This window comes from Microbulbifer sp. CNSA002 (genome assembly GCF_047324085.1).
Classification (GTDB): domain Bacteria; phylum Pseudomonadota; class Gammaproteobacteria; order Pseudomonadales; family Cellvibrionaceae; genus Microbulbifer.
Genome location: NZ_CP172449.1, coordinates 809,037 through 835,822 on the forward strand (window position 1 = coordinate 809,037; position 26,786 = coordinate 835,822).

Sequence of the window (26,786 nt, forward strand, 5' to 3'; positions counted from 1 at the left end):
GCAGTATTGCCTCAAAGCGGATTGCCTTTTGCTATACCGGGGTATCTATTTAGCAGGTGCCTGGGCACTGGCTTGGAATGGGAGTGAATAAAAAACCCCGCATAAGCGGGGTTTTTAAGCTGAGGCTTTACAGAGTGTATTAGTTCTCTGCCATTTCCTTCAGCTTCTTCAGTGGGCGAACTTTAACCTGGATGCTGGCAGGCTTCGCCTTGAAGGTAGTCTCTTCACCGGTGAACGGGTTGATACCCTTGCGAGCTTTCTTAGCCGGCTTTTTCACGGTGGTGATTTTCATCAGGCCCGGCAGGGTGAATTCGCCAACTGCGCGCTTCTTGATGTGGCCTTCGATGATATCGTTCAGCTCGTCCAGAACAGATTGAACCTGCTTGCGGGACAGCTCAGTGCTTTCTGCAATCTGATTAAGTACTTGAGTCTTAGTGTACTTTTCCTTGATTGCTTTTACTTTCTTGGCCGGTGCAGCTTTGGCCGCAGCTTTCTTTGCCGGGGCCTTTTTAGTAGCAGCTTTCTTGGAGACAGCCATGGCTTACTTCCTTCTTTGTTGTTCGGTATATATCCGGTAAAAGTGTGTTTTTTCTCCCGCTGCGCTGCATCCGTTACGGGTGTCTCAGCGGGTGATGGGGGAAGTATATATAGTTTTTGTTCGGCCGCACGAAGAAATACTAGAAAAATAGTGCTTTTTTTACATTTTTTAGCCTCACGTCGCCTTTATGGGACGCTTTACCCAGGGAAAAGACCCGTGCAGCTTCTTACCTCTGTAGGCCTCATGTATACTCTCTCCCCCTTTTTTTAAGCACCAGGTACTGTGTAATGCCGATATATGAATACCAGTGCAATGCCTGCGGCCATGAAATGGAAGCTTTGCAGCGGATGAGCGATGACCCGCTCAAAGACTGCCCAGCTTGCGAGAAGGCCGAGCTGCGCAAGAAAATCTCAGCGGCTGGATTTCGCCTGAAGGGCGCCGGTTGGTATGAGACTGATTTTAAAACTGGTAGCAAGAAAAACCTCGCTGGCGGTGACTCTGCCAACAGTGGTAAGGCCAAAAGCGACAAGTCTGGCACAGCGGCGGCAAAGACGGCCTAGGCGAGCTGTGCGGGGCTGTCCGTGCGGTGTACCCTCTAACTAATCTTTTCACCTATCGATAACGGGAATTTTCATCCATGCGCAGCGATTACTGTGGCGTCCTTCGTTCTGCGGACATTGACCGCGTAGTAACCCTCTGTGGCTGGGTCGACCGCCGCCGCGATCACGGCGGAGTGATTTTTATCGACCTGCGCGACCGCGAGGGAATTGTACAGGTGGTGTTCGACCCCGATGCGGCCGAACACTTCGAGATGGCCGATCGCGTGCGCAGCGAATATGTGCTTAAAGTGACAGGTCGTGTGCGCGCCCGTGCCCCAGAGGCCGTGAATCCCAATATGGTGACCGGTGAAGTTGAGGTTTACGGCACAGAGCTGGAGATCCTCAATACTGCTGAGACAGTGCCTTTCCAGCTGGATGAGCACACCGAGGTGGGTGAAGATATCCGCTTGAAATACCGCTATCTGGATCTGCGCCGCAACGAAATGCAGAACAACCTGTATTTCCGTTCCAAGCTGACTACCGCAATCCGCAATTACCTGGATGAGCACGGCTTCCTCGATATCGAGACCCCAATCCTGACCCGCGCCACCCCAGAAGGTGCCCGGGATTATCTGGTGCCGAGCCGCACCCACGAGGGCAAGTTCTTCGCCCTGCCACAGTCACCACAGCTGTTTAAGCAGTTGCTGATGGTTTCCGGTTTCGATCGCTACTACCAAATCGCCAAGTGTTTCCGCGATGAGGATTTGCGCGCTGATCGCCAGCCTGAATTTACCCAGATTGATATTGAGACCTCCTTCCTCGACGAAGAGGAAATCATGTCGATCACCGAGAATATGGTTCGCAAGCTGTTTAAAGAGCTTAAGGGTGTTGATCTGGGTGAATTCCCGCGCATGACCCACTACCAGGCGATGCTGCGCTACGGTTCCGACAAGCCGGACCTGCGTATTCCGCTGGAGATGGTGGAGATCAAGGACCTGATGACCGAGGTGGACTTCAAGGTATTCTCTGGGCCGGCCAATGATCCGAAGGGACGTGTTGCTGCGATTAAAGTACCTGGCGGTTGTAAGAAACTGACCCGCAAGCAGCTGGACGATTACGGCAAATTTGTCGGTATTTATGGCGCCAAGGGCCTGGCGTACATCAAGGTTAACGATCGCTCTGACCTGGAAAATGGTCTGCAGTCGCCAATCGTTAAATTCCTGCCGCTTGAAACCCGTGCAGCTATTCTCGATCGCCTGCAAGCGGAAGACGGTGACGTTCTTTTCTTCGGTTCGGACAAGGCCAAGATTGTCTCCGAAGCTCTGGGTGCATTGCGCTGCAAGCTGGGTGAAGACCTGGACCTGTACACCAGCGAGTGGGCGCCGCTATGGGTTGTCGCCTTCCCGATGTTTGAAGAAAATGATGACGGCAGCCTGACTGCGTTGCACCACCCCTTCACAGCGCCTTCCTGTACCCCGGAAGAGTTGGAAAAGAATCCGCTCGAAGCACTTTCCCGCGCTTACGATATGGTGCTCAATGGCACCGAGCTGGGCGGTGGTTCTGTTCGTATCCACGACCAATTGATGCAGGAAGCGGTATTCCGCATCCTGGGTATCGATGCTGAAGAGCAGCGCGAGAAGTTTGGCTTCCTGCTGGATGCACTCAAATACGGTGCGCCGCCCCATGGTGGCCTGGCCTTTGGCCTGGATCGTCTGGTGATGTTGATGACCGGCAGTGACTCAATTCGCGATGTTATCGCTTTCCCGAAAACCCAGAGCGCCGCCTGTGTGATGACAGATGCCCCGGGTGCTGTAGATGCGAAACAACTGCGTGAGCTGAGTATTCGCCTGCGACAAAAAGAAGAGAAAATCAGCTGATTTTTCCCCGATGGGCCGAGCGAAGCGGGCCTATCCAATCGTAGTGATGGGCGATTCGCTTCGCTCTTTGGCCCATCCTACGCACTGACTGAAGAGAGACGGAAAATGGCCGGACATAGTAAATGGGCCAATATTAAGCATCGCAAAGCAGCTCAGGATGCCAAGCGGGGCAAGGTCTTTACCAAGATCATTCGCGAGTTGACGGTAGCCGCCAAATCGGGTCCAAACCCGGACGATAACCCGGCGCTGCGCGCCACTATCGATAAGGCTTTGGGCGCCAATATGAAGCGCGACACCATCGACAAAGCTATCGCCCGTGGCGCCGGCAATGCGGATGGTGAAAACTACGAAGCCGTAGTTTACGAGGGCTACGGCGTTGGTGGTGTAGCGGTCCTGGTGGAGTGCCTGACTGACAACCGCAACCGCACTGTGGCTGAAGTGCGTCACGCCTTCACCAAGCGCGGTGGCAACCTGGGTACTGACGGTTCCGTTAGCTATCTGTTTACCCGCAAAGGTCAGATGTTCTACGAGACCGGAGTGGATGAAGATGCGTTGATGGACGCAGCTCTCGAAGCCGGGGCTGAGGATATCGAATCCAACGATGACGGCAGTGTTGAAGTTACCACTGAATTCCAGGACTACCTGACGGTTAAGGACGCCCTGGTTGCAGCTGGTTTTACCCCGGACAGTGCCGAAATTGCCATGATTCCGTCCACCACGATTCCGCTGGATAAAGACGGTGCTGAAAAAGTACTCGCTCTGATCGAGATGCTGGAAGACTTGGATGATGTGCAAAACGTTTACACCAATGCGGATATTCCGGCAGAGGTGATGGAGGAGCTGGGCTAAAGCCGGTTCCGTAACTGGAGGCGGCTACTGTCCCGCCTCTGGTTTTTTATCTTTTCAAGCCCTTCTTACTCCCCCTCCCTTGACGCTTCCTGTTCACCTTGGGACACTCCCACCACTATATAAACATACAGATATTTGGGGAGCTGCCTTTTGACCCGAATCCTGGGTATTGACCCCGGCTCGCGAAAAACGGGCTATGGAATTATCGATGTGGAGCGGGGCAAGGCTCGCTATGTGGCCAGCGGGGTGATTCGTATTCCCGAAGGTCCCCTGCCTGAGCGCCTCAAACTGATTTTTGATGCAGTGAGCCAGATCGCCCAGCAATACCAGCCTGCTCAGATGGCAATTGAAAATGTTTTTATGTCCAAGAGCGCCGGCTCCGCCCTGAAATTGGGACAGGCCCGGGGGGCAGCTATTGTAGCTGGGGCAAATAGCGGTCTGGCAGTAGCCGAATATGAAGCTCGCAAAGTGAAGCAGGCAGTGGTCGGCAACGGAGGAGCGGATAAATTGCAGGTACAGCACATGGTCAAAACCCTGCTGTCCCTACCTGCGTCGCCACAGGAGGATGCCGCCGATGCGCTGGCCGTGGCTCTGTGCCATATGCATACCGAGCAAACCCTGGTATTTACCGCTGGCGGTGCGCGCAGTCGTTTTCGTCGCGGCCGCCTGAGCGTGTGATCGGCTGGTAGAATCGGCCCCATAAAGGGCGCAGACAATATAAACCTGGAATAACACATGATTGGAAGATTGAGCGGTACCCTGGCAGCAGTGCAGCCACCTCTGCTGTTGGTGGATGTACAGGGGGTGGGCTATGAAGTGCTCGCACCCATGACCACGATTTTTGAACTGCCCGCACTGGGGCAGCCGGTGCAGCTGCACACTCATTTAGCGGTATCGGAAACGGCCCAGCAGTTATATGGTTTTATTCGCGATGGGGACCGCAAATTGTTTCGCACCCTGATCAAGGTGAGTGGAGTGGGTCCCAAGATGGCCCTGGCTATTTTATCCGGGCTGGACGGCGCTGCCTTGGCCCGCTGTGTGTCGGAGGATAATGTAGCGGCGCTGGTCAAAGTCCCCGGCGTCGGTAAAAAGACTGCCGAGCGCCTGATTGTGGAGCTGCGGGATAAATTGACCCCGGATTTTGGCGACGCCAACGATATCCCCTTGATGGCCGCTGCTGCCGAGCCCAAGGTGGATCACACCGGTGAAGCGGAGAGCGCCCTGGCGGCTCTGGGTTACAAGCCCACTGAAGCCAGCAAAATGGTGGCCCGCGCCAGCAAGGAGCAGCCGGATGCCGATAGCGCGACTTTGATTCGCCTGGCCCTTAAGGGAATGGCCCCCGCTTAATCTGAGGCCCTGGAGTTGTTGCAATGATCGAAGCCGACCGTTTGGTGGCACCGGAGCCCGTGGGCCCCTCGGGCCAGGAAGAGCAGTACGACCGCGCCGTGCGCCCCAAAACCCTGGATGATTATGTGGGTCAGCCAGTGGTGCGGGAGCAAATGGAGATCTTTATTCAGGCTGCCAAGCTGCGAAAAGAGGCCCTGGATCACACCCTGGTATTCGGCCCACCGGGGCTGGGTAAAACTACCCTGGCAAATATCATCGCCGCCGAAATGGGGGTGGCCATTAAGACCACCTCGGGCCCGGTACTGGAGAAGGCTGGCGATCTGGCTGCGTTGATGACCAACCTGGAGCCGGGGGATGTGCTGTTTATCGATGAGATCCACCGCCTCAGCCCCCATGTGGAAGAGGTACTGTATCCGGCGATGGAAGATTACCAGCTGGATATTATGATCGGTGAAGGGCCTGCGGCGCGTTCGATTAAGCTCGACCTGCCACCCTTCACATTGGTGGGTGCCACCACGAGGGCGGGCCTGCTTACCTCGCCACTGCGGGATCGCTTCGGCATCGTCCAGCGGCTTGAGTTCTATAACGTTGAGGATCTCACCAGTATTGTTCGTCGTTCCGCTGGCCTGATGGGAGTGGAGATGGATGAAGGTGGTGCTCTCGAAGTTGCCCGTCGAGCTCGGGGTACCCCCCGAATAGCCAACCGCCTGCTGCGCCGCGTGCGCGACTACGCGGAGGTTAAAGGTGATGGTGCCGTGGATTCCGGAATTGCCGATGCCGCCCTCAACATGCTCAATGTGGATTCCCGTGGTTTCGATCAGCTGGATCGCCGTATGCTACTGGCCATGATTGAGAAGTTCGATGGTGGGCCGGTGGGGGTGGACAGTCTCGCTGCAGCAGTCAGTGAAGAGCGGGATACTCTGGAAGATGTGTTAGAGCCCTACCTGATTCAGCAGGGTTATATCGCCCGCACACCGCGAGGGCGAGTGGCAACCGGGCTGGCCTACGAGCACTTCGGCCTGCCGAAGCCAGATAATAAGTAGAGAGAGGATGGGGTGAAGGAAGTTTTCAGTATTCCGCTGCGGGTTTATATCGAGGATACCGACGCAGGTGGTATCGTTTATTACGTCAATTATTTGAAGTATATGGAGCGCGCGCGCACAGAACTGCTGCGCTCCCTCGGGTATGATAAGCCGGCGATGCCAGAACAGGGACTGTTACTGGTGGTGCACTCCGCCGAGATCCAGTATCGAAAGTCCGCACTTCTTGATGATGCATTGCGCGCTACGGCCTCGATTGGCAAACTGGGGCGGGCCGCAGTGACTTTTGAGCAAAAAATCTGGCGCGGCGATGAGCTAATTTGCGAAGGTGTGGTCAAAGTTGCTTGTGTCGCTGACGACAGCCGCAGGCCCTGTGCCCTGCCGGAACCTATTTATTCAGCATTAAAGGCAGTTATTTAAGAAGATGAACGCCGGTGAACAACTTTCTCTTTGGGGGCTAATCCAGAACGCCAGCCTGTTGGTACAGTTAGTTATGCTGCTGCTGTTACTGGCCTCTGTGGTGTCCTGGGTGATGATTATCCAGCGTGGGCTTTACCTGTCTCAGGCCAAGCGCTCCCTGAACAATTTCGAACGCCGCTTTTGGTCCGGTGCCGACCTGAACAAACTCTTCCGCGAAGGTAACGAACGAGCGGAAAAAGGCAAGACGGATGGTGTTGAGTCCCTTTTCCGCGCCGGTTTTACCGAGTTTACCCGTCTGCGCCAACAGGGCAGCAGCGGCCCTGAAGCGGTGATGGAAGGCACTGAGCGGGCCATGCGTGTGGCTATGTCCCGGGAGCAGGAAAAGGTGGAAATGAACCTACCGTTCCTGGCAACCGTAGGCTCTGTCAGTCCCTATATCGGTCTGTTTGGCACCGTGTGGGGGATTATGAATTCCTTCCGTGGTCTCGCCACTATGCACCAGGCCACTATTGCTACGGTCGCACCTGGTATCAGTGAAGCGTTGGTGGCTACGGCTATGGGCCTGTTTGCAGCAATTCCTGCGGTGATGGCTTTTAACCGTTATTCCGCCAAAGCGGAGTCGCTGTTGTCCAGCTACGAAACTTTCGCCGAGGAGTTTTCCTCTATCCTGCACCGCAAAGTGCATTCCGGCTGAGTAGTGAATAGGCGAACCCTATGAGTGTGTTTCGCAAGGGAACCAAAAAGAAGCTGGTCTCCGAGATCAATGTGGTGCCCTACATTGACGTAATGCTGGTGCTGCTAATTGTCTTTATGGTCACGGCACCATTGTTGATGCAGGGGGTCAAAGTCGACCTTCCAAACGCGCCCTCGGCGCCGATGGAGGAAACCGATGAGGAGCCGCTGATTATTTCTGTGCGCTCCGATGGCACCTATTACCTAAATCTGGGGACTGACGAGAAGAGCGCCAAGCCGCTCGCAGAGATTAAACAAACGGTCGCTAAGGTATTGCGCCAAAAGCCGGGAACCCCGGTTTTGGTGTGGGGTGACACCGAGGCCCGCTACGGCCTGATCGTCAATGCCATGACCGAACTGCAGCAGGCGGGAGCGCCCAGCGTCGGCCTGGTGACAGAGCCACCTCAGGGGTAGGGTGCCGGTGAATAAAGGCTTTTATGCATTGGCGATCATTATCAGCCTCGTGTTACACGGGGCGTTGATAGCTGCCATGACCTACGGCTGGGAAGCCAGCAGTATGCCTGAGCGCAAACCGATGCCAAAGTTTGTGCAGGCTAAGCTGGTGACAATTGAAGCGGCAACACCGAAGAAGAAACTGCCGAAAAAGGTCGATAAAATAAAACAGCGTGCCGATCGCGCTGCGGAGCAAAAACGGAAGGCTGAGGTCGAACGTAAGCGCCGCGCAGCCCTGGAGCATAAGAAAAAGCTCGAGGCGGAAAAGAAACGCAAAGCGAAACTCGAAGCTGATCGCAAGGCACAGGCAGAGAAAGCCCGTCGCGAGAAAGAGCAGCAAGAGAAGGCGCGCAAAGAAAAAGAGCTGAAGGAGAAGCTGGCCCAAGAGCGCCAGAGTTCCTTTGACGAGGCACTTCAGGATGAAGAGGACCTGCTAGATGCCCCCGAGGCGGAACAGGCTTTAGCTTCGGTTAGTGATGCGATCAATCGACATATTGCAGGTGTATGGAGTCGTCCACCCAGCGCCCGTAACGGTATGCTAACCACGGTAAAAATAAACTTTGTCCCCACCGGCCGGGTGGTGGCAGCTAATATCATCGAGAGTAGCGGAAATGCGGCTTACGATCGCTCCGTACTCACCGCCATTAAAAAGGTGGAAGTTTTTCCCGAAGTAGCCGAGTTGGCCAGAGAGGAACCGGTGATATTTGAGCGGGAAGTCCGTACAACTATAGTTAACTTTAGACCCGAAGATCTGCGCCAATGATCAAGAGCTTATTGAAAACAATTGTTATTTTTGCAGTCGCCTCGGTAAGCCTGGGAGTTCGAGCCCAGCTGGTGGTGGATATTACCAGTGGTATCGATGACCCCACGCCGATCGCCGTATCTCCATTCAGCTGGTCTGGTGGCGGGGTACTGGCGGAAGATGTTTCCGGGATTATTTCCGCAGACTTACGCCGCAGTGGCCTTTTCTCCCCGGTGCCCAAGGAGGACATGCTGTCTTTCCCCAAGGCCCCGGAAGACGTGGTATTCCGCGACTGGCGTATCCTCGGCACCGAATACATAGTGACCGGCCGCATTGAGCCTCAGGCCACTGGTTACCTACTCACTTTTGATCTGGTCAATGTGTTTGGGCAGCACAAGGTGTTTACCAAGCAAGTGCGCGGCGGCCAGACCCAGCTGCGGGATATCGCCCACCGCGCCGCCGATGAAATTTTTGAAGCCGTCACCGGTATTCGTGGTGCCTTCTCCACCGAAATGGTGTATGTGCAGGAAGAGACCCGTGGCGGCAAGCCCAGCTATCTGCTGATGCGTGCGGATATCGATGGTGCTCGCGCCAAGCAGATCCGCCGTTTCAGCGCGCCGGTGATGTCTCCCATGTGGTCCCCCAATGGCCAGGAGCTCGCCTACGTCTCCTTTGAAACCGGGCGCCCGGCAATTTTTCGCGAGAACCTGCGCACGGGTGTGCGGAAGCAATTAACTAACTTCAAGGGCATCAACAGTTCGCCGACCTGGTCCCCGGATGGAACCAAACTGGCGATGGTGCTCTCCAAGGACGGCAACCCGGAGATCTACGTGCTGGATCTGGTCAGTAATAAGCTGACAAGAATGACAAGGCACTTCTCCATTGATACCGAGCCGAACTGGATGCCAGATGGTAAATCACTGGTTTTCACCTCCGATAGGGGAGGGAAGCCACAAATTTACCAATTGACTCTTGCCACTGGTCAAGTCGACCGCTTAACCTTCGATGGCGATTACAATGCGCGGCCCCGTGTTTCTCCCGATGGAAAGACACTGGTGATGGTGCATCGTAATAGGGGCGTATTTACCATCGCTACGATGGATATCAACTCGGGCAGAGTGCGTGTCCTTACGGAGACTACGCTGGACGAATCCCCTAGTATCGCGCCGAATGGGGCCATGTTGATGTACGCTACCAAACGTGGGGATAAAGGTATTCTGGCAGCGGTGTCGCTGGATGCCGGGGTGAAGTACAACCTGCCCTCTCAGAGGGGTGATGTCCGTGAACCGGCCTGGTCGCCGTACTTTGAATAAGGCGGGGGTGCCCGACGCGCTTAAGCGAAGGGTGTGAATTAGAGCAAGTAGAAATCTTTCAGGATTTTCGATAACACTATATATAAAGCGGAGTAGCTTATGTTGAAATCAGTAAAAACAGGCCTTGGGTTAGCCTGTGTATTGGCAGTTATGGCTGGTTGTAGCAGCAATGATACCAAGACTGGCGGGGAAACCATTGTTGATGAAACCGCAAATAATACCGCGGTTGAAACCACCGATTTTGATACCCCGAAAGAGCCTGTAGCACCTCTGGAAAACGTAGTTTACTTCGATTTCGACCAGTCCCTGCTGAAGCCCGAAACCCGTGAACTGCTGATCCGTCACGCTGACCGTATGCGCGCTGCCACCGGTTCTGTTCGCCTGGAAGGCCACGCTGACGAACTGGGTACTCGCGAGTACAACCTGGCTCTGGGTGAGCGTCGTGCCAATGCCGTTCGCGACTTTTTGGTACTGCAAGGCGTAGACGCAGCTAACCTGGAAGTAATCAGCTACGGTGAAGAGCGTCCGGCTCAAATGGGTTCTAACGAATCTGCCCGTGCGATGAACCGTCGCGTTGTTATTAACTAATCGTAAAAATGGATGCCAATGGCTTTAACGATTAGAAAACTAGCGATCGCCGCAGCAGTAATGACTGCGGCATCGCCGGTATTTTCCCAGGCCCCGATTGTAGACCTGTCTTCTAAAAGCCAGGACCAGTCGACCATTACTTATACCGATGAAGTGGAAAGCAGTGCTCCGACACAGCTCGCCCGCGCCGGTATGTCACCACCCCGAGCCCAGGGCAACCCCCAGGCCGAAGCCTACTATCAGATGCAGGTTTTGCAGCAGGAAGTGCGGGAGTTGCGTGGCACAGTTGAAGAGTTGCGCCATGAGATCAAGCGTCTCAAACAGCAGCGCACCGAAGATTATATGGATCTGGACCGGCGTATTGCGCGCCTGAGTGGTACAGAGCCAGCGGCTCAGCCGCCGTCTACCGCTGAAGGCGGTGCTTCGTCAATGCAAGGGCAGGGGGGCTCAGCAATGCCGCCTAAACCCCAGGGCCCGAAAGACGGCAAGAGCGAGCGCGACCGCTACCAGGCCAGCTTTGGCTTGGCCCGCAATGGCGATTACGGCGGCGCCAGTGAAGAGTTCAAAAGCCTGTTGCAGGACTTCCCCAATGGTCAGTACGCCCCGAATGCGAATTACTGGCTGGGTGAGATTGCACTGGTTCAAGGCAACCTGGAAGAGGCTCGGGAGTGGTTCGTAGCCCTCCTCGACGGTTACCCGAATTCCAGTAAAGTCTGGGATGGCCGCTACAAGCTGGGTACTGTTTACCACCAGCTGGGCGACCAGCAAAAAGCCCGCAACCTGCTGGAGCAGGTGGCAGCCAGTGACGCCAGAGCGTCGAATCTGGCGAAGAAGTATCTGCAGGAGAACTTCCAGTAGCCTTCAGCCGCTACTGACTGCCATCGCTGGTTTTTTGAGCAGAAAAAGCCTATGATCCCGCGCCCGGGTGGCATGTGCCACTCGGGCGTTTTTGTGTTGGGTGTGTATGACCGATCTTTCCAAAGAATCACTCAGAATCAGTGAAATTTTCTACTCCCTCCAGGGAGAGGCGCGAGAAAGCGGCCTTCCTACGGTGTTTGTACGCCTGACGGGCTGCCCGTTACGCTGTACCTATTGCGACTCCGAGTACGCCTTTTACGGTGGCGAGCGCATGACGCTGGAGCAGATTTTGCAGCAGGTGCAAAGCCATCCCGCTCGCCATGTGTGCGTTACCGGTGGTGAGCCCCTGGCCCAGCCCAATTGTTTTCCCCTGATGAAGGCGCTTTGCGATGCGGGCTATGCGGTGTCCCTCGAGACCAGTGGCGCTATGCCTGTGGATAAAGTGGATGAGCGGGTGTCGAGAGTGGTCGACCTGAAAACGCCGGCCTCCGGGGAGCAGCACCGCAACCGTATGGAGAATATGCAAGTACTCACTCGCCAGGACCAGGTCAAGTTTGTGATCTGTGATCGCGGGGATTATGACTGGGCTCGATTTACCCTGGATCAGTACCGCATACCTGAGCGGGTTGGAGAGGTGCTTTTCTCCCCCAGCTACGAGCAGCTGCAGCCGCGCCAGCTAGCTGAATGGATACTGGAAGATGGGTTACCGGTGCGTATGCAGATGCAAATGCACAAGCTGTTGTGGGGCGACATCCCAGGGGTTTAAAGCGCCGCTGCGCCACATCAAGAAAAGAGGAAAAAATGACAGCAAAGAAAGCAGTAATCTTGCTATCCGGAGGCCTGGACTCAGCCACCGTACTGGCCATGGCTCGCGCTGAGGGCTACGAGTGTTACGCCCTGGGCTTCGATTATGGCCAGCGTCACGAGGCAGAACTATTGGCTGCGCAGAAGGTGGCGAAGGACTTGGGGGCCGTTGAGCACAAGGTGGTTAAGCTTGACCTGCGTTCAATCGGCGGGTCGGCGTTGACCGATGACTCTATCGAAGTACCTGAAGAGGAAACCTCCGGTATTCCGGTGACCTATGTGCCGGCGCGAAACACGGTATTCCTGTCTATTGCCCTGGGTTGGGCAGAGGTGCTGGGCGCCCAGGATATTTTCGTGGGTGTGAACGCCGTGGACTACTCCGGCTATCCGGATTGCCGGCCGGAATATATTGAGGCCTACGAGAAGATGGCCAACCTGGCTACCAGGGCCGGTGTCGAGGGCAATAAGCTGTCTATACGTGCGCCGCTGATGGAGATGAGCAAGGCGGATATTGTTACCGAAGGAACCCGCTTAGGGGTGGACTACAGTTTAACTGTGTCCTGCTACCAAGCCTTGCCAGATGGCGCTGCCTGCCGTCGCTGCGACAGTTGCCGCCTGAGGGCTGCCGGCTTCACAGAGGCCGGCCTGGAGGACCCCACGGTCTACGCACCTTAATTGGCCGTTGGCGCCAATTTTTTGAACAAATACCTAACTCCTTAAATTTGTTAGATTTTTTTTTGAGTTAGGTATTGTCTTTTCGAAATAGATCCGTAAGATACGCAGCTCCTCACAACGAGGCATCGAAAAGGGTCGTTAGCTCAGTCGGTAGAGCAGTTGGCTTTTAACCAATTGGTCGCTGGTTCGAATCCAGCACGACCCACCATTTTCGACAGGGATGCCCAAGGCAGCCCACCCAGTTTTTACACTTCTGCGCGAAGGTAAAAACAACCCAAGTTGGACCATACCAAATTAGTCCAACCATCCTGGGGGTCGTTAGCTCAGTTGGTAGAGCAGTTGGCTTTTAACCAATTGGTCGCTGGTTCGAATCCAGCACGACCCACCATCTCTCCTTTTCCCCACTATCAATTAACCAGTTTCTCTGTATTACCATCGTACACGTGGGCTAGTTTCAGACTTTCTATTACCGTGCTTATTTGCTGTGTTAATCAGCTCCTTTCATTTTCGATTCTGAATGGTGGATATTACTTGTATGGTGATCTATCAGAGTTTTCCGTATCTTAAAGGCTCGCCGACTGCGCAGATGTGCTCGCCAGGGTGTGCTTTAAGTTGTGTGTGCTTAACCCTGGGCTCAATAGCCGCTATTTACTTTAGAGGGCCTTATGTTGGTCTTGGCGGCGGCTTTTGCCGAGTTAGAGAGTCTCGCCAGATCGGCAATGAACACGATTTAGTGCTCGTTGGTGTCAAGGTTGCATGTGGAAAATAAGCTGTTGTAGAAACTTTTAGCTAAGATAAAAGTCAGTTCGAGACAGTAAAAACACCTTTATCGATAATTGTGGTTAACACTTGAGCTTAAAAGGGGGCGTGTATAGCCTTTAGGTTATTCTGCCCTATAAGTCTCTCAGTCAAGGGTAGATCCTGGGCGCAGGGGCTGCTCTTGACCGAGAGTTTTGCTTGAGAAAAAGGCTAGTTCTAATTCGAGGCTTTAATGTAGCCAGACGCTTCCTGTGGGGGTAGGCTGGAACCAACCCTCCTAGCTCTTGGCTTTCTGCGTGCTAAATAAATAGCCAATCCAAAGCAGGACATTGCAATTAAGGCGAGTAATGTAATTACAATCAATATGTCACGCTTTTCAGCTCCTATTAATGGGCGTAAAAAATTCCACTTGTGAAGCAGTGAAAATGAAAGTGATTCCAACCGGTCAATCTTTCGATTTTGGTCAACTAAAATACCTGTTACTGGATCAACAAAATACCTGCTACCGGCTGGGTCATTCAAGTCGACCTGCCAAACCGGTAACCGTTTATTGCGGAAGTCATAGTTTGGCCCAAAGTGTGTGACCAGCTTGATTTCATCAATTTTAATATTGTCGATTGTATTGCCATTAGATTGGATGAACTGTAGAGCTAGTTCTTTGGCCAAGTCCTGGTCTTTAACCGACTCTTTCTCCCCCGTTTGAGCATTGATTAAAGCTGATGATCTTTCCAGAGGCAGTCCGCCAAAGCGTGCTTTACGCTGTTGGTAATTGGACATTGACTCTTCAATCGGAACGCTAATTCCAAGTCGATAAAGTGGTTTTTTATCGATGGACTGATTGAGCGAAATAGCATTTAAATGCGCTTTCTTAGGAATGCTACTCCCTATGCTATGCCGCCACTGAGCCATCTCGCTTTCCGCAACTGCAAAGCTTTCCAGTTGCACAGGTTCAAGCAGTCGCAAGCCTGAAATGGGCTGTATGTATTCTGCCTGTAATAAGTGATAAAACCCGCTTGCTGACCAGCCAAGTAATGGCAGCCAAAGTAGGTAGCTGAGGCGGCGATGCCAGCGTCGATTAGACTTGGGAATTTTGCGGCTGGGGAGTGCAAAAATCAGATAGAGTCCCGTTGAAGCTATCGCTAGAAGCGTCAACATAAATAGTGCAACAGTGAGCACACGCCCATGGCCGGTAGTATCTAGCCAGCTCCAGGTATGTAGCGCTCTGAAAAACAGTTGCGTTTTGGCTTTAAAACTATTGTTTAAAGCAGCTAAGGCACCTGTTTCGGTGTAGATAAAAGCTTTGAGTAAATTATCGTCGGCGGCAATGGTCACCTCATAAACTGGCAGCAGGCGATTAACTCGCGGGTAATCAGTGCTAAAGCTCTCCTTGAATTTAACATCAATAATATTTTCTTGTGGTAAGTCCAAGTAATGAGATGTGAGCCACTTTGCTTGTGCTATATCATGATCAAACAACTCATTTCCAGTTTCGAGGTTGAAATAACGCCTTGGACTGTTATCAGCTTCTGTAATCTGCAGTAGATTACCCTCACTTGAAGGAACAACTTTAGCGATAGCCACCCTTTCAATAGGCAACTTATCAACAATTTTTTCAAGTTTATATAAGGTCTCTGCATTGGCTTGAAACGTGGGTGGCATTGTATTTTTGGCTTGCGGACCAAACCAAGCCATTATTGGATGGAATATTCCAGACAAAGACCAAGTTACAACACCAAAAAAAGCTATCCAGGTTAGGAATCTGTGCCATCTAATGAATTGCAGTTTCATCAAGCTACCTCGCTTATGTATTTCCTACTGTGAGGGGCTATTAAAAGTTAGTGCTGACACCAACATAGAAGGCGCGACCTTGACCTGGAGTAAAAACTGAATTACTGGAAGCCATACTAAGATCTGATACTGTTGACACATTTGAGATATATTTTTCGTCGGTTAGGTTTTCCGCAGATGCAAATAAGTCGATCGCTTCGTTTATCGAGATACCGGCAATAATGCCAATTAATTCATATCCCGCAGTTCTTTCAGTGTTGGCGTAGTCAACGTAGGCTCCGTTGGCAATATGTCGCAAGTTAATGCCTGCATACCACCTGCCATTGCTCGAGTATTTCAATTCGCTGGCGTAGATTGATTGAGGTATTCCAGGTAACTTGTTATCCCCTCTATCCGGATCATTATCAAAGCAAAAGTCGTTATAGTTATAGATGTTCCGCCAGAGAATATTCTTATTTATTTGTATATCGAGACCAAGCTCGACACCTTTGTGTAGTGTGTTACCTCTTGCGTTTTCTGTACTTGTTGTTTCGCCGCTAAACCCGGACTGCCCAACGTCTACAAATTCGTTGCTAATTTCACTGTGATAAATAGATGCGTCCCAGCTTACAATACCTTTCTGCCCGCGAGAGCCAACCTCAAAAGTCAATGACTCTTGTGCATCAAGAATTGTAAATGGATCCGCTCCACCCGAAGTTAGATCAGTTATTCCTGGTGGCTCATAACCTTCACTCACATTAGCGTATAGCTGATTTTCATCTTGTAGGGTATAAATAACACCAAGACGCCCATTGAATTTTTCGAAGCTCAACTTACCGGTGTCATCTTCCGGTCCACCCGTATCCTGAGCGGGGTCAGAGTTAAAGATATTTTTGTTTTCTCTGACGCTACTAATATATTGAGCTCCTGCGATCAGGTTAAGTGACTCGCTTAGGGAAAAGTCTAGCTGTCCATAGATGACAGTATTCGTCGCATTCCGATCATCTTTACTTGATAAATCCCCCTTCTCGGCAGTTGGTGTTGGGCTAAAAGGGCCCTCAGAGTACGCAAACAGTTCTGACTCATTGTTACTTTCAGCATGGGTTATACCTATAACCCAGGAAATATCAGTGATATCCAGTTGGAAATCACCAGTAATATCAGTAGATATACCAAACTCCATTCCGCTTTGCTCAATGATGCCGGCATATGGTGTTATGGCGTGATCCAAATATCTTGTTGCTAGCCAAGCCCCGGCTTCAATAGTGAGCGAATCTAGTGCAAAAACTGTTCGATTTGATAAGCGAAACACATCAAGGTTTCGATCCATATCGCGTTCAATATTTGATTCTGGCGACATGTCAGGATTGCTTAATGCTTGGTCGTGTGTCAAAGAGCCAGCCAGCTCAAAATTGTCCTGCAATGCGGTCAGGAAAAAGCGAGTTTCCATGTTGTCACTAAATTTGTAGCCAACATTACCAAAGCTATAAATACTGTCGACTTCGGAATGTTCTCTAAATCCACTACTATTTAGTTTGGTTACCGCACCATAATAATCAAAAGCGTCATTTCTTCCTTTAGTGTTAATACTGGTTCGGTATGTATCGAATGACCCGCTTTCCAACCTTATATTACTTCCAGCTTTTGACGTAGCTCCCGTCGGTGTTACCACATTGATTGCACCTCCCAGTGAAGCTGCACCATAACGAAGGCCGTTTGATCCTTTATAGATCTCGATATAGTCAATAGATAGTGGATCTATTTCTTGATACTCGGTGCTGCCACTGGCACGTGAAATCGGTACTCCATCACGCAATACAGTAATTCCTCGGCGTTCATAAGTAGCATTCGCAGCGGATCCCCGAATAGAAATTCGATTGTCACGCTGCGCTGAAGTGTCTGCGTAAACGCCGGGTGTGAACTTCAGCGCGTCACCAATACTCTGCGTAAACTCAACTAAATAGTCTTCAGCACGAACCAAGTCAACTCCCCCTGGAACACGCTGAAGGTTATGAATTGCTTCACTTGCAGAGTGTGCAGATAGTGAATTATCGATATCAGCTGTAACTACAACCTCCTCAATTGACTGGGATTGATGATCTTGGCCTTTAGCTTGAGGCGCGCTACTGATAGCAATAAGTGCTAAGGAGATGAGCAGCTTTCGAGTAATTTTCATGTATAGGTATCCTGTCGGAACGCTATGTAGCGTGCCGATAAAATAAATTAGATGCTGTAACGCAGACGATATAGCGACAGGCACAGGTGCTCTGATACTAGATTGGTAGTATCTACGAGCAAGCTGATTTGCTTATATCGAATGCCTTACTGGCTTCATGATTTGGGCAGGCGTAAACGAGCCCAAAAAGTGAAGAGCAAAGACTTAAATTGTGGACAAAGAGGTGAAGAAGGGAGGAGCGCGCTGCTGCTGTTTGCGATGTAGGCTGGCGATTACTTCCTCAGCCAAGTGTCGCTGCTGGATATAGCGTGTTTTTGACAGGCTAGATAGATAAGGGGTAGATAAAAATGTTACTTCGGAATTTGGCTTTGCAATACCAAACTTGCAGTCCAGCTGCCAATTACCTTCGGCATGGTGATCATGATCTGTACTTTCAGCAACTTTATCGGCTGACATACTCGCCATCTCATGGTGTATATGTTGATGATGGGAGTGGTGATTCTGCTCGCTCTTTGTACCGCTGCTTAATGGCTTTTGATTATGTCCCTGATGAATAATCGCCATTACTTCTGGTGAGACGCCACTAGGACAGAGTTTGATAGCTGTACCATCAGTAGCGATCGAGGCTGGCATGTACCCAGTGGGAATCAACGCTTGTACCAAAAATAAAAACAACGCTATACGAGGCAGCAGGTTTCGTGCGCCTCGTGATTGTTTGGTTTTGGTAAAGTAGCAGATTGACAAAGCTGGTACTTGCGAAGTGACAATTTGAGGCGCATTCTGCTCTACTTATTGAGAGTTATCAAGGGCTGGGAGTTGCTTTATATGGTAAAAATGCCATTGCCGCTGGCAACCTCGATCTTTAGTAAAAAAAATCTGCTGATAGGTTTGGCGTGATTCTGCTGGATGATTTTTGGTGACTGGTTATCCAATTCCACATTTGTATATTGCTTGTGGCAGATGAAATATTTTCTTACTGATTGATATTGGAGGAGTCGAGTTTTAGTGGCAGTAAATAGAGGCTTGTCGAACCTGTTCTGGATAGAGTGGTGAATCGTTATGCAAAGTTATGGTTGGTTTAGTGAGATATCTCCAAAACAAGGCTAGTATAAGCTTTATATCTCGACTTTTAATCGGTTGCTCAAGGTATGAAGCCAAGTGCGACCAAAAATTCCTTTCTTATAGTTCTCAATGTCTGATTTTCTTGGTTCTTCCCTGAATGCACTAAACCTGCCACTTCTATTCTTTGTAAAACTTTATACCTAGTTATTGGGTACTTTATTCCCATGGATGGCTTAGATTATATTTGTAGTATTGAATGAGCCATCGACTTGTCTTCTGACGCATTGGTAGGAATTTGAAGCCAGTTAATGCTATGAATCTAGTTTCAGAGAAATAAGGATGCAGTCTTTGGCGTTGCTACCTCCTCAAGCATTTCGTGCCACCAATTATGGTGGATACTGCTTACCTTGATGTTGCGGATTTAGTTTCTAAGGAGCCTCTGAATAACTCCGTAATGCCTCTGCGGGTCTTGAAGGTTGCAGATGTTAGGCGCAGCTCGCCGCGAATAGCGTAGCCCTTTGCAAGAGCTGCAACGCAGCAGCTGTGGCCTTCAAGGCCCGCCCTTCGGGGCTTGCAGAGCGATTCACACTCCGCGTTGCGACCTCTTGAAAGGTCTAGACATTCCTGCGAAGCCGCGCCTTGATTGTGAACCGCTATGCATGCCAGAGGTATCACGGAGTTATTCAGAGGCTCCCTAAGTAGTGCGGTTCGATCTGTGTAGGTAAAGGAGTTGGTTTTTGTAAGAGATATTTCTAATTGTCGGCCCGAGTTTTTCTCTATAGCAGCAGACGGTCGATTCTACTTTGCTGGCCACACAAATTGGCCAAATGAATCAAATGGACGTTAATCAAAACTTAGGCGTCAGCTCAAGTTTGATAGTTGGTGCTCAGGATGGCATAGGAAATGTCGCAGCCCTGGATCAGCTAGGTTCGGTTAGCTTTCTTGTGATGGAGCTGTTGCAAATGGCTAATGACAATATGGCGCTCCTGGAACAGGTGTTTACGGTTGAAAATTCAACTATGATTGTCGACCAGTTTGGTGATATGAATATGTCTACGCTGGATCAAGGAAATGCCTTCTTTACCAGAGCTACAGTGTTGCAAACCGGCGACTCCAATGATGTAAATATTGATCAGAACAATATCACTACGGGTGTTGCCACAATATCCCAAACGGGTACATTGAATATGCATGTTACCTCTCAAGCGGGTACCGCCGAGACAGCAATAGCGACACAGTCTGGAGTAAGTAATACCGGCACAATTTTACAGTAGCAGTCAGTTCTTTGATTTCTGTGCTGCTAGGTTCTGATCTGTGTGGCACAGAAATTTAATCCCATACTTTGTTCCTAGTTTTTCCCCACTTCCTTCTTATAGCTGTATCGCCGCTTATCGTTAACTCTTACCCAGTAGTTGGTCGGCCCATGATCAGCGATTTGAGAATAGTTTCTAAATATTCAGCCGTTCATTATCGCAAGTGACCTTGTGCCAGTGCATGTCAATTCCTCTTGGGGTTTGTTGTTCGCATAATTGCCTGTGTCAATTTTATTGCCTCAGCGCTCGAGTTTGGCGAGCTTTAACACTTCTTTGGTGGATACTGCTGTTTGGAGTAGGGATGGCGCTAAATTGGATTTTGCGCATGCCTTATGCCAGCATGCCTATTGGTATCGATGTTGTTGATGAGGCCCTCTAAGTTGAGTCCCAAGAAAAGCTTGAATAGTTAATGAAGGATTGAATTATGAGGAAGTTGAAGCCTGTAGCTCTAGTTATATTGGCCGCAGTGAGTGGAAGTGCGATGGCCAGTAATAATACGACGTTAATAGATCAGCAGGGAGTGGGTAATACAGCGAACGCCAATCAGGTTGACCCTACGGCTATAGGGAACCTGATAGATGTCACCCAGATTGGCGATGGTAATTCTTCGTCATCGACCCAGGCGAGCGATGCCATAAGTAACACCATGACCCACTACCAAGAGGGTGATGGCAATATGGCTGAGTCTTTCCAGCAGTTTATGACTGAGTCAAGTTCGTTGGAAATTAACCAGATTGGGAATAATAACGATACGACAGCGGAGCAACTTGAGTCACTTGGTTCTACCCAGGAACTAAATCAAGCTGGGGAAATGAACTTTATGACCATCACCCAGACTGATACTGAAGCATCCAGTATCGCGGTGACTCAAACTGGGGATATGAATGATGCGATTATAATGGGGCAGGTATTCGATATTTTGGGAAGTGATGTCATCCTAAATCAAATTGGCGATGACAATATGGCCCAGATTTCCCAGCAGAGTGTTGTTGAATTTAGCTCTGTGTCAGCAGATCAGCTTGGCAACCAGAATAACTTTGATAGTGAGCAATTAATGGGGGTTTTTAACTCTACCGTTACTGCTATTCAGTCAGGCGATATGAATGATATCGAGTCTGATCAGGAAAATGGAGTTACTTCAAGTACGGTCCTTATTACCCAAACCGGTACCAGCAACTTTGGTGGGGCACTACAGCAGAATGGTGTTGCCAATAGTACTGTAAGTGTGACTCAAGTAGGGGATGGAAACTTTGGTGGCGGCGTTCAGGATACTGGTATAGATGCCAGTGTTGGTATAGTGAGCCAATCTGGTACTGCGAATATGGGCGTTACCCAGCAAGCTGGGGGAACTTCTTTTGCCTCTGCAACTGTTACTCAGTTAGGGTCAATGAATGATGCGACGTTGGGGCAAATCACTGCCACCTCAGTTACGGGCTCCATATTTCAAAATGGCACCAGTAATATTGCCGGTGTTCTCCAACAGGGAAATATGCTCAGTGTGGCGACAACTACTCAAATCGGTGATTTGAATCAACATACAACATCGCAAATGCTAGATTCACAAACTGCAATCGCAACGCAAAATGGTACTTCCAATATTGGATTTATTTTTCAATAGATTTCATTGGGGCTTTGCGATATCAGTATGAATACCGGCAGTTGTCGTGTATCTGCAAAGTCCCAGTTTTTCTTTTGTGTTTTATTCAGTCCTATATTTGAGATATGAGTGATTTTTTAGGGAGTTGCATGTTCTCTTTCTATTGACTCTCTCCTGTCTGGTTTGGCTTTTAACTCTAATTTAAATTGGCTTAGATTATTTTCTGGGATGCTTTGCTACGCCTGGACTTTAAACAGAAGGGGTGGGATTTATGTACAAGGGATTAGTTAAATGAGAATTTGGACTTCAGTTACTGCAATAGCTGCGCTCACTTTCAGTGGCCATTCTATGGGCGGCAATAATACGACAGATATTGATCAGGATGGTGTTGGGCATCTGGCAACAGTGGATCAGTCTAATCCGACCAGTACCAATAATTCCGTCTCGATAACTCAAACTGGGGATTCCCACCAAGCATCTGTTTTGCAAGGTGCCCTTACAGATTTGAATACGGGCACGATAGAGCAATCGGGTTTGATGAACGAAGCAATTCTGGAGCAAATTGCAGAAGTCTCTGAGAGTACGGCTCTAATTATCCAGTCTGGCGATGGCAATTTGGGTTGGGTGGTCCAGGATGATTTTGTTGAAGCTGGTAGCGCCACTGTTATCCAGTCCGGTTCAAATAATGAGGGTATTGCTGCCCAGGTGGATGTCGGGGGAATACAGGGTACTGTCGCTGTTACTCAGAACGGGACAATGAACTTTGCACAAGCAATCCATGAGGATTTTGCGCTTAATAGCACTGGGCTAATTAATCAACTTGGGAGTGAAAATAGTGCCGAGTTATTTCAGGGGGACCTAACTGAGTCAAGCTTTATCAGCGTCGAGCAAGATGGAACTCTCAACGAGGCATTGGTAGGGCAGGGCTTTGCTCTTTTCTCCTCTATTACCACCTTCCAGAGTGGTGATATGAATTATGTAGAAGTCTCTCAGTTGGGACTAAGTACTGGATTGGCCACTGTCTCCCAGATAGGTTCTTCCAATATTCATGTCACGACACAAACAAATGATGGGCAGGTGGCTATTGCTAGCCAAGTGGGGGGGGGTAATACGGGAAGTATTATGCAGTAGAATTTCAAGGCCATAAAATTATGCCTGTATTTATTATTGTTAATTCATAATTTTTAATTGTGATTGATAGTGCTAAATAGTTATGAATTCCTCGTTGTCCTTGTGAGGAAGTCCCCTGCTCAGTAGTTTGGTCGGTAATTTGTTTGAAAAGGAATTTGCTATGAAGTTTATGAAGCCATTGGCTGCGGCGGTGTTGGCCGTGGTTCACTGTGGGGCTTTAGCAGACAGTAATGTCAGCAGTGTCTCCCAGCAGGGCTCTATGAATACAGCCACAATTGACCAGTCTGATCCTTCGGTTACAGATAATCAGATTGTGGTTATTCAAGATGGAACTGGAAATGTCTCTGATGCGGAACAGGTGAATAATACAACCAGTAGTGTGATTACACACATACAAATTGGAGATAACAATGAGGCAAGTTCGATTCAGGATATAAATGTTAATGCAGCTAATAACACAATTAATCAACAGGGGGATATGAATCAGGCTGAGTCATTTCAGGAGAATACAGTTGAATCATCCAGTTTAACGGTCAACCAATTTGGCAATTCCAACGATGCGGACCTTGATCAGGAGGAGGGAGTTACCCAGAGCTTGGTGTCGATTACTCAAACAGGGGATATGAACGACGCAGTGGTCCCGCAAGGAGATATCGTGAGTAATAGTTCTGTGGTCGCAACCCAGTCGGGAACTGATAATGAATTTGAATCCAGGCAGGATAACCAAGTTAGTTTCAGTAGTGTAATCTCATCTCAGGTGGGCTCAACAAACAGAGCCGAATTGGAGCAGGAAGACTTAATTGATACCAGTACGATTAGTGGTGTTCAAAATGGTGATATGAACGATGCAGATGCACAACAGTCGACTGTAATTTCGGCTAGCACTATTATTGTTAATCAAGTTGGCGATGATAATGTTTTAGATGTCGATCAGTTTAGCAATATCACTTCATCCACCGCGACTATTATACAGCTGGGCTCTTCAAATGATGGTGATATAGTTCAGGCTTCAGTTGTTGATTCGTCTACCGCGAGCATTTTTCAATCTGGTGCAAGTAATCAGGCAGACGTAGATCAGGGTGATGAGATTTCAAATAGCTCTATCATTGTTACCCAAAACGGTAATGACAATGGAATGTTTGTAGATCAGGAAGACCTGGTTTCCCAGAGTTTTATCACTATTAACCAGACTGGCGATAATAATGAAGCCGGGGTAAGTCAAGAGGGAGACGTTTCCTCAACAGCCGCGACTGTTATACAAAACGGTAGTATGAATGAAGTAGATATTAGTCAAAGTAATTTTGTAGACTCTTCAACATTGACGGTATTTCAGAGTGGTTCCACCAATATGGTGGATGCTGAACAGGACGAATTTATTAGTAATAGTGTGATTGATATCACCCAATCGGGAACGGATAATACCGCTGATGCTGAGCAAGATACATTGGTTGACCTGAGTAGTGTGACTACTTTGCAAACTGGCACATCAAATTTTCTGATGGTGTTACAAACGGATGCCACATCATCCAATATCACCATTACCCAAGATGGAAATATGAATACGGTTGATGTTAGCCAAACTGGGGTTTTCAGTAGCGCCAGTACCACCTCTCAGACAGGTACTTTAAATACTCATACCACCACTCAAGTGAATGATTTCCAAACCGCACTGGCAACACAGCTGGGTACGGGGAATATGGGTATGATTATTCAGTAATTCGGACCGTAAAAGCTAAGGGGAAAGAATACCCTGGGGTTTATATTGAACTTGATGTAGGTGATTGGTAGATAAATACTATTTCTACTTTATCACTTCAATAGCGTATTCTTTCTGCTTTCGTTGTGATTGTTTGAGTTAAACAGAATTTCTCTTCCAGTGGGTAAATAATTAGCAAATCATTTTTACGATTACTTCTCCGAGGTACAGTGAAGAGGTCAGCCCGGGGGATTCAATTCCAAAAAATGCCACTAACTGAGATTTATTCGCTAGTCTTTTGTGATAAATCTGGAAATCACCAGCGGGGTGGCCCCTGCGTACAATTTTGGAGCGAATGCCCGCATAGCCAGGCTGTAAAGTATTCTTTGATATTCCAGGCCAGTAGCGACGGATGTTGTCATAAAATGTATTTAGTTTACTCGGATCCACTTGGTAGTTAATGGTCTCGACCCACTCCACATCCGGACCAAACCGCGCACCTCCAGCCAAATCCAGAGTGAGATGAATACCCAAGCCGGCACTTTCGGGTAGAGGGTAAATTAAGTGTGAAAAAGGTACCTTACTTGACTGGGTAAAGTAACTGCCCTTAACAAAATACGTGGTGGGAATTTCTCGTTTTATAGCTTCGCTATTTATCGTCCCCACTAGCGAGCTTGTGTGGAGGCCTGCGGCCACAATTAGATTGCAGGTTTTCAGTTTGTAGCCATCCTCCATCACGAGTTGACAAGTGCCGCTGGATATTTCAATTCGCGCAACTTTGCTCGCAAGTATAACTTCTCCTCCCCTGGCTTCCATGGCACCCTCAAGGGCTAGCATCAGGCTGTGGCTATCGATAATGCCGGTCGTCGGGGAGTAAATGGCACCGGCACATTGTAATTCCGGCTCCATAGATCGGGCTTCAGAGGCGCTTAGTAATCGAAGTCCGCCAGCGTTATTAGTATCCCCCTGATTTTTGAGGTCTCTCAATTGCGCAAACTGTGCTCTATCGGTAGCGACTACCAGTTTGCCGATTTGCTTATGAGGCACCGCATATTCCTGGCAAAATTGGTACAGCATGGATTTACCCTTAACACAGGCACGGGCTTTCAAGCTGTCTGTTGGATAGTAGAGGCCTGCGTGAATAACCTCACTATTGCGCGCGCTGGTTTCAGTTCCAATGGCACTGTGTTGTTCCAGTACCAACACTTTGTGGCCGGCACGACTCAGCTGGTAGGCGCAGGCAAGTCCTAATACCCCAGCCCCGACTATCACGGTATCCAAAATCTCCATAGCGGTCCTGTTGCCGAAATGTGTACTTTCTGAGATGACCAGGTTGACTCCCTTCGGCCTATTTTGCCTGTAACGCCAGATTAAAATTGCTGTCGAAAGGGTGCGTGGTGGTGTCGTTTCATTGCGCTATAATGCGCGCTTTTCCGCGACTGGAAGTTAGTCATGACTCATAAGTCCATTGCCGCAGACAAGGTAGATTCTCGCTCTTTGGTGCAAGCGCACCTGGCGGAGCCGGTAATGTCTCAATATAGCGAAGAAGAGCTGCAAGAATGGCGCGAGCGCATCAAGCGCTTGTTGAAAGAACAGAATGCAGTATTGGTCGCACACTACTATACCGACCCTTTGATTCAGGCCCTGGCGGAGGAGACCGGCGGCTGCGTTTCTGACTCATTGGAAATGGCCCGTTTTGGCGCTCAGCACTCGGCGGACACCCTGGTAGTGGCCGGGGTAAAGTTTATGGGTGAGACCGCCAAGATTCTTACCCCAAACAAGAAAGTACTGATGCCGACCCTTGAGGCAACATGCTCCCTGGATATCGGCTGTCCCCCGCAAGAGTTCTCTGATTTTTGCGATCAGCACCCGGACCGCACTGTGGTGGTTTACGCGAATACTTCTGCTGCGGTAAAAGCCAGGGCGGACTGGGTGGTGACCTCGAGTATTGCGCTGGATGTAGTGGATCACCTGGATGCCAATGGCGAAAAAATCCTTTGGGCACCTGACAAACACCTCGGTGGCTATGTCCAGCGGGAAACCGGCGCAGACGTACTGTTATGGGATGGTTCCTGTATTGTGCATGAAGAGTTTAAGGCCAAGGGGGTTGAGGACTTAAAGGCCCTCTACCCGGATGCTGTGGTTCTAGTGCATCCTGAATCTCCCGCCTCTGTGGTAGCCCTGGCCGACGTTGTGGGTTCTACCTCGCAGATTATTAATGCTGCCAAGACCCGCCCAGAGAAGCGCTTTATTGTGGCTACCGACCAGGGCATTTTCTACAAGATGCAGCAGGAGTGCCCAGACAAAGAGCTGATGGTGGCGCCAACCGCCGGTGCTGGAGCCACTTGCCGCAGCTGTGCTAATTGCCCCTGGATGGCGATGAACTCTCTGGAGAACCTCTGTGGTGTACTGGAGCGCGGGGACAATGAGATCTTTGTGGACCCGGAACTGGGGCGCAAGGCGATGATCCCGCTGCAGCGGATGTTGGATTTCCGCAAAGGTTAGCTCTC

General features: G+C 50.0%; 25 protein-coding genes and 2 tRNA genes. 22 read left to right on the top strand and 5 right to left on the bottom strand.

Going from position 1 to position 26,786, the window contains the following annotated elements:
- Window positions 1-139: 139 nt before the first annotated feature.
- Window positions 140-538, bottom strand: a complete 399-nt coding sequence (locus tag ACG1BZ_RS03585; RefSeq protein WP_282934239.1) for an HU family DNA-binding protein — start codon at window positions 536-538, stop codon at window positions 140-142.
- 287 nt (window positions 539-825) lie between these two features.
- On the opposite strand from ACG1BZ_RS03585, the gene ACG1BZ_RS03590 reads away from it, so the two are divergent.
- From ACG1BZ_RS03590 to ACG1BZ_RS03670, 17 genes are all read left to right on the top strand, one after another.
- A complete protein-coding gene (locus ACG1BZ_RS03590; protein WP_282934238.1) occupies window positions 826-1,098 on the top strand; it encodes an FmdB family zinc ribbon protein in 273 nt (90 codons plus the stop codon).
- Between the two features lie 77 nt (window positions 1,099-1,175).
- Window positions 1,176-2,954: an aspartate--tRNA ligase gene (aspS, locus tag ACG1BZ_RS03595; protein WP_282934237.1), complete on the top strand. Its 1,779-nt coding sequence runs from the start codon at window positions 1,176-1,178 to the stop codon at window positions 2,952-2,954.
- A 105-nt stretch (window positions 2,955-3,059) separates the two neighbouring features.
- On the top strand, window positions 3,060-3,803 hold the full coding sequence (locus tag ACG1BZ_RS03600) for a YebC/PmpR family DNA-binding transcriptional regulator (protein WP_282934236.1): 744 nt from the start codon (window positions 3,060-3,062) through the stop codon (window positions 3,801-3,803).
- Window positions 3,804-3,953: 150 nt separating this feature from the next.
- On the top strand, window positions 3,954-4,481 hold the full coding sequence (ruvC, locus tag ACG1BZ_RS03605) for a crossover junction endodeoxyribonuclease RuvC (RefSeq protein ID WP_413664410.1): 528 nt from the start codon (window positions 3,954-3,956) through the stop codon (window positions 4,479-4,481).
- Between the two features lie 57 nt (window positions 4,482-4,538).
- Entirely contained in the window at window positions 4,539-5,150 is a 612-nt protein-coding gene (gene ruvA, locus ACG1BZ_RS03610; protein WP_282934234.1) for a Holliday junction branch migration protein RuvA, read from the top strand.
- Window positions 5,151-5,173: 23 nt separating this feature from the next.
- Entirely contained in the window at window positions 5,174-6,193 is a 1,020-nt protein-coding gene (gene ruvB / locus ACG1BZ_RS03615; RefSeq protein ID WP_413664411.1) for a Holliday junction branch migration DNA helicase RuvB, read from the top strand.
- A 12-nt stretch (window positions 6,194-6,205) separates the two neighbouring features.
- Window positions 6,206-6,610: a tol-pal system-associated acyl-CoA thioesterase gene (gene ybgC / locus ACG1BZ_RS03620; RefSeq protein ID WP_282934233.1), complete on the top strand. Its 405-nt coding sequence runs from the start codon at window positions 6,206-6,208 to the stop codon at window positions 6,608-6,610.
- A gap of 4 nt (window positions 6,611-6,614) precedes the next feature.
- The gene (gene tolQ / locus ACG1BZ_RS03625; protein WP_413664412.1) at window positions 6,615-7,304 is read left to right on the top strand and encodes a protein TolQ; all 690 of its coding nucleotides are present in this window, start codon (window positions 6,615-6,617) and stop codon (window positions 7,302-7,304) included.
- Between the two features lie 20 nt (window positions 7,305-7,324).
- On the top strand, window positions 7,325-7,756 hold the full coding sequence (tolR, locus tag ACG1BZ_RS03630; protein WP_282934232.1) for a protein TolR: 432 nt from the start codon (window positions 7,325-7,327) through the stop codon (window positions 7,754-7,756).
- A 7-nt stretch (window positions 7,757-7,763) separates the two neighbouring features.
- Window positions 7,764-8,558 (top strand): cell envelope integrity protein TolA, encoded by a 795-nt coding sequence (tolA, locus tag ACG1BZ_RS03635; protein ID WP_413664413.1) that lies wholly within the window; start codon window positions 7,764-7,766, stop codon window positions 8,556-8,558.
- Complete coding sequence (gene tolB, locus ACG1BZ_RS03640) at window positions 8,555-9,850, top strand: Tol-Pal system beta propeller repeat protein TolB (RefSeq protein WP_413664414.1); 1,296 nt, start codon at window positions 8,555-8,557, stop codon at window positions 9,848-9,850. The genes tolA and tolB overlap by 4 nt, the downstream gene beginning before the upstream one ends.
- A gap of 99 nt (window positions 9,851-9,949) precedes the next feature.
- Window positions 9,950-10,438 (top strand): OmpA family protein, encoded by a 489-nt coding sequence (locus ACG1BZ_RS03645; RefSeq protein WP_413664415.1) that lies wholly within the window; start codon window positions 9,950-9,952, stop codon window positions 10,436-10,438.
- Window positions 10,439-10,456: 18 nt separating this feature from the next.
- On the top strand, window positions 10,457-11,296 hold the full coding sequence (gene ybgF, locus ACG1BZ_RS03650; protein WP_413664416.1) for a tol-pal system protein YbgF: 840 nt from the start codon (window positions 10,457-10,459) through the stop codon (window positions 11,294-11,296).
- A gap of 106 nt (window positions 11,297-11,402) precedes the next feature.
- Complete coding sequence (queE, locus tag ACG1BZ_RS03655; RefSeq protein ID WP_413664417.1) at window positions 11,403-12,062, top strand: 7-carboxy-7-deazaguanine synthase QueE; 660 nt, start codon at window positions 11,403-11,405, stop codon at window positions 12,060-12,062.
- Window positions 12,063-12,097: 35 nt separating this feature from the next.
- The gene (queC, locus tag ACG1BZ_RS03660; RefSeq protein WP_413664418.1) at window positions 12,098-12,775 is read left to right on the top strand and encodes a 7-cyano-7-deazaguanine synthase QueC; all 678 of its coding nucleotides are present in this window, start codon (window positions 12,098-12,100) and stop codon (window positions 12,773-12,775) included.
- Window positions 12,776-12,907: 132 nt separating this feature from the next.
- Window positions 12,908-12,983: transfer RNA gene (locus ACG1BZ_RS03665), tRNA-Lys, on the top strand.
- A 104-nt stretch (window positions 12,984-13,087) separates the two neighbouring features.
- Window positions 13,088-13,163, top strand: a tRNA-Lys gene (locus ACG1BZ_RS03670).
- 587 nt (window positions 13,164-13,750) lie between these two features.
- Here the strand turns inward: ACG1BZ_RS03670 and ACG1BZ_RS03675 are convergent.
- From ACG1BZ_RS03675 to ACG1BZ_RS03685, 3 genes are all read right to left on the bottom strand, one after another.
- Window positions 13,751-15,322, bottom strand: coding sequence for a PepSY domain-containing protein (locus ACG1BZ_RS03675; RefSeq protein WP_413664419.1), 1,572 nt, complete (start codon window positions 15,320-15,322; stop codon window positions 13,751-13,753).
- Between the two features lie 40 nt (window positions 15,323-15,362).
- On the bottom strand, window positions 15,363-17,477 hold the full coding sequence (locus tag ACG1BZ_RS03680; RefSeq protein WP_413664420.1) for a TonB-dependent receptor family protein: 2,115 nt from the start codon (window positions 17,475-17,477) through the stop codon (window positions 15,363-15,365).
- 204 nt (window positions 17,478-17,681) lie between these two features.
- Window positions 17,682-18,221, bottom strand: coding sequence for a hypothetical protein (locus ACG1BZ_RS03685; protein ID WP_413664421.1), 540 nt, complete (start codon window positions 18,219-18,221; stop codon window positions 17,682-17,684).
- Between the two features lie 1,154 nt (window positions 18,222-19,375).
- Between ACG1BZ_RS03685 and ACG1BZ_RS03690 the strand changes: the two genes are divergently transcribed.
- The 4 genes from ACG1BZ_RS03690 to ACG1BZ_RS03705 all read left to right on the top strand — a co-directional run bounded on the left by ACG1BZ_RS03690 (window position 19,376) and on the right by ACG1BZ_RS03705 (window position 24,297).
- Window positions 19,376-19,813 (top strand): hypothetical protein, encoded by a 438-nt coding sequence (locus ACG1BZ_RS03690; protein WP_413664422.1) that lies wholly within the window; start codon window positions 19,376-19,378, stop codon window positions 19,811-19,813.
- Window positions 19,814-20,276: 463 nt separating this feature from the next.
- Window positions 20,277-21,470, top strand: coding sequence for a hypothetical protein (locus ACG1BZ_RS03695; RefSeq protein WP_413664423.1), 1,194 nt, complete (start codon window positions 20,277-20,279; stop codon window positions 21,468-21,470).
- Between the two features lie 270 nt (window positions 21,471-21,740).
- Window positions 21,741-22,580 (top strand): hypothetical protein, encoded by an 840-nt coding sequence (locus ACG1BZ_RS03700; protein ID WP_413664424.1) that lies wholly within the window; start codon window positions 21,741-21,743, stop codon window positions 22,578-22,580.
- A 160-nt stretch (window positions 22,581-22,740) separates the two neighbouring features.
- A complete protein-coding gene (locus ACG1BZ_RS03705; protein WP_413664425.1) occupies window positions 22,741-24,297 on the top strand; it encodes a hypothetical protein in 1,557 nt (518 codons plus the stop codon).
- 171 nt (window positions 24,298-24,468) lie between these two features.
- Here the strand turns inward: ACG1BZ_RS03705 and ACG1BZ_RS03710 are convergent, their stop codons facing one another.
- Window positions 24,469-25,566, bottom strand: coding sequence for an NAD(P)/FAD-dependent oxidoreductase (locus tag ACG1BZ_RS03710; RefSeq protein WP_413664426.1), 1,098 nt, complete (start codon window positions 25,564-25,566; stop codon window positions 24,469-24,471).
- A 162-nt stretch (window positions 25,567-25,728) separates the two neighbouring features.
- On the opposite strand from ACG1BZ_RS03710, the gene nadA reads away from it, so the two are divergent.
- Window positions 25,729-26,781 (top strand): quinolinate synthase NadA, encoded by a 1,053-nt coding sequence (gene nadA, locus ACG1BZ_RS03715; RefSeq protein ID WP_413664427.1) that lies wholly within the window; start codon window positions 25,729-25,731, stop codon window positions 26,779-26,781.
- Window positions 26,782-26,786 lie beyond the last annotated feature (5 nt).

Bases quoted from the DNA above. Each gene is read 5' to 3' on its own strand.
- ACG1BZ_RS03700 (WP_413664424.1), top strand. From the start codon at position 21,741: ATGAGAATTTGGACTTCAGTTACTGCAATAGCTGCGCTCACTTTCAGT.
- ACG1BZ_RS03600 (WP_282934236.1), top strand. From the start codon at position 3,060: ATGGCCGGACATAGTAAATGGGCCAATATTAAGCATCGCAAAGCAGCT.
- tolR (WP_282934232.1), top strand. From the start codon at position 7,325: ATGAGTGTGTTTCGCAAGGGAACCAAAAAGAAGCTGGTCTCCGAGATC.
- tolB (WP_413664414.1), top strand. From the start codon at position 8,555: ATGATCAAGAGCTTATTGAAAACAATTGTTATTTTTGCAGTCGCCTCG.
- aspS (WP_282934237.1), top strand. From the start codon at position 1,176: ATGCGCAGCGATTACTGTGGCGTCCTTCGTTCTGCGGACATTGACCGC.
- tolQ (WP_413664412.1), top strand. From the start codon at position 6,615: ATGAACGCCGGTGAACAACTTTCTCTTTGGGGGCTAATCCAGAACGCC.
- ACG1BZ_RS03585 (WP_282934239.1), bottom strand. From the start codon at position 538: ATGGCTGTCTCCAAGAAAGCTGCTACTAAAAAGGCCCCGGCAAAGAAA.
- ybgF (WP_413664416.1), top strand. From the start codon at position 10,457: ATGGCTTTAACGATTAGAAAACTAGCGATCGCCGCAGCAGTAATGACT.
- ACG1BZ_RS03675 (WP_413664419.1), bottom strand. From the start codon at position 15,322: ATGAAACTGCAATTCATTAGATGGCACAGATTCCTAACCTGGATAGCT.
- ruvB (WP_413664411.1), top strand. From the start codon at position 5,174: ATGATCGAAGCCGACCGTTTGGTGGCACCGGAGCCCGTGGGCCCCTCG.
- ruvA (WP_282934234.1), top strand. From the start codon at position 4,539: ATGATTGGAAGATTGAGCGGTACCCTGGCAGCAGTGCAGCCACCTCTG.
- ACG1BZ_RS03705 (WP_413664425.1), top strand. From the start codon at position 22,741: ATGAAGTTTATGAAGCCATTGGCTGCGGCGGTGTTGGCCGTGGTTCAC.
- queC (WP_413664418.1), top strand. From the start codon at position 12,098: ATGACAGCAAAGAAAGCAGTAATCTTGCTATCCGGAGGCCTGGACTCA.
- nadA (WP_413664427.1), top strand. From the start codon at position 25,729: ATGACTCATAAGTCCATTGCCGCAGACAAGGTAGATTCTCGCTCTTTG.
- ACG1BZ_RS03590 (WP_282934238.1), top strand. From the start codon at position 826: ATGCCGATATATGAATACCAGTGCAATGCCTGCGGCCATGAAATGGAA.
- ACG1BZ_RS03695 (WP_413664423.1), top strand. From the start codon at position 20,277: ATGAGGAAGTTGAAGCCTGTAGCTCTAGTTATATTGGCCGCAGTGAGT.
- ACG1BZ_RS03690 (WP_413664422.1), top strand. From the start codon at position 19,376: ATGGACGTTAATCAAAACTTAGGCGTCAGCTCAAGTTTGATAGTTGGT.
- ACG1BZ_RS03710 (WP_413664426.1), bottom strand. From the start codon at position 25,566: ATGGAGATTTTGGATACCGTGATAGTCGGGGCTGGGGTATTAGGACTT.
- ACG1BZ_RS03680 (WP_413664420.1), bottom strand. From the start codon at position 17,477: ATGAAAATTACTCGAAAGCTGCTCATCTCCTTAGCACTTATTGCTATC.
- queE (WP_413664417.1), top strand. From the start codon at position 11,403: ATGACCGATCTTTCCAAAGAATCACTCAGAATCAGTGAAATTTTCTAC.
- ACG1BZ_RS03645 (WP_413664415.1), top strand. From the start codon at position 9,950: ATGTTGAAATCAGTAAAAACAGGCCTTGGGTTAGCCTGTGTATTGGCA.